Consider the following 6,155-nt stretch of genomic DNA (forward strand, 5'->3'; position numbering starts at 1 on the left):
AATTATTATAGACAAGGTAAGAATATTACCTCCTGATAAGCAACAAAAGGCGTTAGATTTTGTAGAATTTTTACTTGCGAAAATCCAAAAGCAAGAATTATCATCTCAAGAAAAAAATTAGGGTTTTCGGTTTTGACTCTGGCTCAAGAATACATTGGTTGTGTGGAAGCATCAAGTGATTTGTCTACGAATAAAGATTATATGGATGGTTACGGTTCGTGATGAGGCGATGTGTATTGCTAGATACAGGGCCATTGGTTGCTGTAATTAATCGGAGTGACAAATTTCATGGCTGGACAACAACACAGTGGGCTAATATTGAACCGTCTCTATTAACTTGTGAACTTCCTAGATAATAACTTACGATTCATTAACAATTGGATGGTTTATTTATTTTAAATTTAATCCCACAGCCATGCAATGAATCCTATAGCAGCACCAATTCCACCACCGACAGCAGCGCCAACTGGGCCAAATGCCGATCCAATAGTAGCTCCTGCTGTTGCCAAACCTGGAATAATTAAAGCATCAATTGTCTTTTTAACTTCCTTTTTCTGTTTTTCATTAAGCTCGATTCGTGGTTTCTCAAAATCAATTTGAGTAGTTCCCAATAGTGTGGAATCTTGTTCAAATCCTTTCTTATTATTATGTGGAGGTTTTAGACTATCTGCCATTACTAAAAAAAAGGGTATAGCGCCTCTTTCCGATATTCTTGAAAATACTTTTGTAAAAAGTTCTCCAAGCCATTTTTCACCATCTGGAGTTATTTCACTTCCAGTATCTACAGCAACTGATGGAATATCGTTTGCTACAACTAATCCAACATCTTCACAATTTGCTATCGCCTTTCTAATAAGTTCTGTTCTTTTCTTTAAAGCTTCTGGATACTTTGATAAGCTGACAGAGTTAGCAAATGTGAAGATGATAACAGCATGTTGCCATACCTGTTTTCCGAATGCTCTTGAAATCAATTCAATCGCTTCAATCTCATCTCTCCTAACTCTTGTTTCATTCAGAGGGCTAACAAACCACATTGAGTCAATTTGCGTTACTTTTGAACGCATAAGTTCTAAATACTGTTGATCCCTTTCAGCTTCTTCAATATCGTCACATAGACCAGGAGTATCAATAACTGTAAACTTGATACCATCAAGTTCAGACTCATAAGACTCAACTCCCATTGTTGTTGCTTCATAATCGCCAACTTCAGCAATCGGTTTTCCTAACAGTGCATTTACAGTACTGGATTTTCCAACTCCTGTACGACCGATTAAAAGGAACACAAGCTTTTTGTTACGCGCTCCTGGGATTTTTGCTTGAAAAGCTTCAAGAAATTTTTGAGCTTGTTGTTCAATCATAAATATTTTTTCTTGTATTTCAACTGAGTTCATAAACAAGCTAAAATTAGCCTCCCTCATAGTCAAAATCTAGAGAGGAGTTTTATATGTAGCTTAAGGAAAAATTTTATGTCACAATTCTTTAAAAAGTTAACCGCAAATACACGCATCAAAATCTTAATTTATCACCGTAGATTCATTTGGGATAAAATTTTAGACTTTCCTATCTACAAAATCTAACTTAATCCACTAACCCGATCGCACTTGTCCTCAAGTCCCACATTCCCCACGCTTCCAGATAAAAATATCACCCTTCAGGGTAACTGAAAGTTTCTCCAATTTAAAAACCTTCGTCCTAGCTCAAAAATCAAGTTTTGTGACTTGTAAACTAAGTTTCTGACTCCAAAACCAGCTTTTGCGACTTCAAAACTAACTTTTGCGACACCAAAACCAGCTTTTGTGACTTCAAAACTAGCTTTTGCGACACCAAAACTAGCTTTTGTGACTCCAAAACCAGCTTTTGTCAAAGAATTTCAGCAAATCTACTCCCATTTTTCCTGCTTGCTAAGTTCTCTTCAATAAAAAAACGCAAGTATACGCATTCCGACGCAATTTCAGCGTTTCTATACGTATAAATGCGATAAAAGTAGAAACAATTCCAGCTTTATTTAATGGGCGTTGTTGAATCTAGAGATGAAACGCAAAGGAAAATTCAATAAAATCATCCCGCATTTATGCAATATCATTTAATGGACTAATGCGATCGCACGTTTCGTTAACGCTTCAGCAGTCAATCCATTAAATGCCATCAACTCGCCAGCACTAGCTGTAGTTTCGCCACGTTTCCATGCAAAGGTGTCGCGCTTCGCTGTACTCCGTAACAGAATTGGTTCCAGCATCCCCGCAGCACCACCAGTAACCGCAATTAACGCATCGCCATCAAATAATTCGGCAAATGCTGCATCATCCAAGAAACCGCCTTCGGGTTCAGAACAAGTATCCCAAGCAGTATCATGGCTACGGTACAATTGCCGAGGATTGATCACAGAAACTATCTTCACACCAATACCTTCAGTTTCCAAGAAAGCAGCAGCTTCAAATACTGGTATTAATGTTAAATCGCCAATTACAGCAAATACAACTTGTCTATCACCAGCAACTTCATGTAATAACACTGCACCATCGCGCAACCCTTGACGAGTTTGTTCTAAAGTTGTGCGAATTGGCAATGGTGATTTACTAGCTGTAATCACAACTCCCTTATTCTTAGTTTTCAACGCCCAGTCATAACAGGCTTGAATACTATTAGCATCGGGAGGAAATAATGGGAAAACATTACCATTTCGCATCAAGGAAGCAAAGTAAGCTTCAATTTCAGGACGTTGGTGAGTCCAACCGTTGCGCCCTTGCTCTAATGCGCCTGCTGTGAATAAAGTAATAGTTGAGGGAGTTTGACGACGCAATTCTGCCATTGCTTGGGTTACAGTTTGCCAAATTGGTAATCCGTTAATGGCAAAAGATTCGTAAGAACACCACAAAGTTCTCGCACCCATTAACGCCAAACCCGCAGCTAAACCGGCACAAGCATCTTCACTCAATGGTTCATAAACTTGTCCATTTGGTGCTTGATTATATAAATCGTCGGTTGTGGGGTGGATAATCTTTAATGCTTGGTTGATGTTGGCAATTCCTGATGCTTCATTACCGTCGGCGTTGGTGACGAGGAAATTCTGATCTTTATTTCCAACTATTCCTACCAATCGTCCCATCGCGGTTGTGGAAACTTTTGGTTCGCCACCAACTGCATATTCTTCTAAAGGTAATTCGCCTAATTCTGGCAATGGGAATTCAAATTCTGTCACCACAGTTTTTGCTGCTGGGCCACCGCCTGCACGTTCGGCATTTGTTCTGACTAATTGCCAAGCTTCTGCTGACAAAGCACGGGTTTGCAATGCACTGACAATATGTGGCGCATCCAGCGTATCTTTAGGATATAGGTTGTGAGATTTTGCACCCCGCGCGTGGACTCCTGCACCTTTGAGTTGTTTAATAATGAAGACGGTAAGTTTACCACCCAACGCAAAACGCGCTGCTTTATCTACACCCGAAAGTACTGCTTGAGTAAATGCTAGGCGTTTCTCAAAGGAAAAAGCGGTACTATCAACGTAATCTCCTGGCTGGTTTTGATCGTCAAAATCCTTGGCATCCACTAATACGACTTCATCAAAACCGTTACCTTGCCAATATGCTTGCATCTGTTCATTGGTTTTCAGGGAAACCATGCTGTGATGTTCTTGGCTGTAACCGTTCCATACCAACACTGGTAAGAAGTTGGTGGCAGCAGGATAAGCAGTATGGAAATGTGCGATCGCACTTACAATATAAGGCTCACCCAATCCACCATCCCCAACTGTAAAGGGGAACAACTTATCTTTGTGTAACAGTGCAGCCGCCATTGCAAAGTGTTGCCCTTGTCCCAAAGGCCCCGCAGGTGCGAGAATACCGGGAATGAAACCAGAAAGGTGTCCTAATAATCCGTGCTTTTCTCGAAAGCGATCGCGCAATTGTTGGACTGTAAAAATTCCCATGTCCTCTAGCGAACGATCCAAGAACATGGCACTATAAAATCCGGGGGCGTGGTGTCCGACTTCAGTAATAATGTTCTTGTATCCCAGCATGACAAGAGATGCGTAAGCTTCTGCTTGGCTGGCAAATCCGCCGGGATGCCCAGAAGCCTTGCTAGCGGTAACTTGCAAAGTCAGGTAGCGTAAGGCATCAGCAGCTAGTAAAGTTTGATATACCGCTGCTTTATCTGTGGTCGATGCGATCGCTATTTTGCCCGACTCGATAGCAGGTGTTGCACCATGAGTTTCAAAATCTGGTAACGCTTCACCAAAATATTGAATTCCTTCAGAAAAATTGGGAAGCGCTGAAGAAGCTTTTGGAGAGATTGCAGTCATGCTGAGTACCTTGTGACGATGAGATGAAACTGTAGATGCTCGTTGAATTTAACAAAAATTTTACATCTTTCAGGCTGTAACAGTTTATTGCTTTTTTGTACCCTCAGTATAAGTAACTCCAATCAACAGAAATTTATAAGTTGCAGTTAGTTAAAGTAAGAACAAGACATAAAGTAACAAAAGAATTTTATGAAATTACCAAACGGCCCGCAAAGCCCAGCAGTTTTACAGATGCTACGCTGGATTACTAGCCCCATGTCATTTATGGAAACTTGTGCCAAAAGATATGGGGATATGTTCACCATCAGGCTAGACAGCAAATCTCCGCCACTGATATTTGTCAGTAAACCTGAAGTGCTAGAGCAGATTTTGACAAACGATACCAAGGGGTTAGAAGCACCTGGTGATACAAATCTGGTGTTTGAATCTTTGCTTGGTAAGCATTCTGTGATTACCATCAGTGGTGCAGAACACCAACGCCAACGGCAGTTGTTATTGCCACCTTTTCACGGTGAAAGAATGCGAAGCTATAGTCAAATAATTAGTGATATTACCGAAAAAGTCATTAGCCAACACCAGATAGGGCAAACCTTCAATATCCGGTCTGTTACCCAAGCTATTACCCTGCGAGTGATTATGCAAGCTGTGTTTGGTCTAGATGAAGGCCCACGCGCCGAAAAATTACAGCATTGTTTGGCTGAAATGCTGGAAAAAGGAAGTTCTGTATTGAGTGCCGCTTTGCTTTATTTTCCAGCTTTGCAAAGGGATTTTGGCCCGATTAATTTCTGGGGAAAGCAGATGCGCCGACAGCAGGCAGCTGACAAACTTATATACGAAGAAATTCGAGAACGTCAAGAACAACCAGACCCATCACGCACAGATATCCTCAGCTTACTCATGGCAGCTAGGGATGAAGCAGGTCAACCAATGACTGATGAAGAGTTACGCGATGAATTAATGACTCTGTTGGTCGCAGGCCATGAAACCACAGCAACAGCCTTAGCATGGGCATTTTACTGGATTCAAAAAATACCATCAGTACGCCAAAAGTTACTGCAAGAACTAGATAGCTTGGGTGATAACCCAGATCCTGGCACCATTTTTAAATTACCCTACCTCAACGCTGTTTGTTCCGAAACTTTGCGAATTTACCCAGTAGCGATGCTGACTTTTGCCAGAATAGTCAGAACACCTCTATCTTTGGGCGGCTACGAACTTGAACCAGGTACAGGTGTTATTGGTTCAATTTACTTGACCCACCACCGAGAAGATTTATACCCCGAACCTAAGCAGTTTAAACCAGAACGCTTTTTAGAACGGCAATTTTCTCCCTATGAATATTTACCTTTTGGGGGTGGTGCAAGACGCTGTATTGGTCTAGCATTTGCCCAGTTAGAAATGAAGCTAGCACTCGCCAAAATCCTTTCCACCCGCGAATTAGAACTAGTTGACAATGGTGACGTGCGACCTAAACGCCGTGGTTTAGTGACAGGCCAAGATCGTCCGATCCAGATGGTTGTCACCAGCCAACGTCAGGTGAAATCTTCCATCCTACAGACAACCACTGTTTGATAGTTAGGGCTATGATGGTTGCGTCCAGGGAACCTTCAACTTTCATGTATATCTTTAGATAGATTTTCAATATTTTTAAATAATCCCCCATAGTCCTCTTTTAAGGAGGTTTATGGAGGATTTTAATATATTACAACTGTAAAAAGAATGAGTTTTAAGACTGAGGTAATACAGTAATATCAAACGTTTTAACATTACCAAAAGACGTAATTTTCATGGATATATCCAAAATAATTGAGTAAGATTTTTCTATAAATACCTCTAAAAATTTGGTAAAAAATATTAT

General features: G+C 40.8%; 5 protein-coding genes. 2 read left to right on the forward strand and 3 right to left on the reverse strand.

Annotated elements, in window-relative coordinates:
• The first annotated feature begins 22 nt into the window (after positions 1-22).
• Positions 23-121 (forward strand): DUF2281 domain-containing protein, encoded by a 99-nt coding sequence (locus GNF10_RS39530; RefSeq protein WP_369009417.1) that lies wholly within the window; start codon positions 23-25, stop codon positions 119-121.
• A 280-nt stretch (positions 122-401) separates the two neighbouring features.
• Here the strand turns inward: GNF10_RS39530 and GNF10_RS34145 are convergent, their stop codons facing one another.
• The 3 genes from GNF10_RS34145 to GNF10_RS34155 all read right to left on the reverse strand — a co-directional run bounded on the left by GNF10_RS34145 (position 402) and on the right by GNF10_RS34155 (position 4,297).
• Entirely contained in the window at positions 402-1,391 is a 990-nt protein-coding gene (locus GNF10_RS34145; RefSeq protein ID WP_185581035.1) for a GTPase, read from the reverse strand.
• Between the two features lie 260 nt (positions 1,392-1,651).
• The gene (locus GNF10_RS34150) at positions 1,652-1,864 is read right to left on the reverse strand and encodes a hypothetical protein (RefSeq protein ID WP_185581036.1); all 213 of its coding nucleotides are present in this window, start codon (positions 1,862-1,864) and stop codon (positions 1,652-1,654) included.
• A gap of 219 nt (positions 1,865-2,083) precedes the next feature.
• On the reverse strand, positions 2,084-4,297 hold the full coding sequence (locus GNF10_RS34155) for a phosphoketolase (protein WP_185581037.1): 2,214 nt from the start codon (positions 4,295-4,297) through the stop codon (positions 2,084-2,086).
• Positions 4,298-4,486: 189 nt separating this feature from the next.
• Between GNF10_RS34155 and GNF10_RS34160 the strand changes: the two genes are divergently transcribed.
• Positions 4,487-5,869, forward strand: a complete 1,383-nt coding sequence (locus GNF10_RS34160; protein ID WP_185581038.1) for a cytochrome P450 — start codon at positions 4,487-4,489, stop codon at positions 5,867-5,869.
• The last annotated feature ends 286 nt before the right edge of the window (positions 5,870-6,155 follow it).

Origin of the sequence: Nostoc sp. UCD121 (assembly GCF_014222285.1) — a bacterium.
Classification (GTDB): domain Bacteria; phylum Cyanobacteriota; class Cyanobacteriia; order Cyanobacteriales; family Nostocaceae; genus Nostoc.

Bases quoted from the DNA above. Each gene is read 5' to 3' on its own strand.
- GNF10_RS34160 (WP_185581038.1), top strand. From the start codon at position 4,487: ATGAAATTACCAAACGGCCCGCAAAGCCCAGCAGTTTTACAGATGCTA.
- GNF10_RS34155 (WP_185581037.1), bottom strand. From the start codon at position 4,297: ATGACTGCAATCTCTCCAAAAGCTTCTTCAGCGCTTCCCAATTTTTCT.
- GNF10_RS34145 (WP_185581035.1), bottom strand. From the start codon at position 1,391: ATGAACTCAGTTGAAATACAAGAAAAAATATTTATGATTGAACAACAA.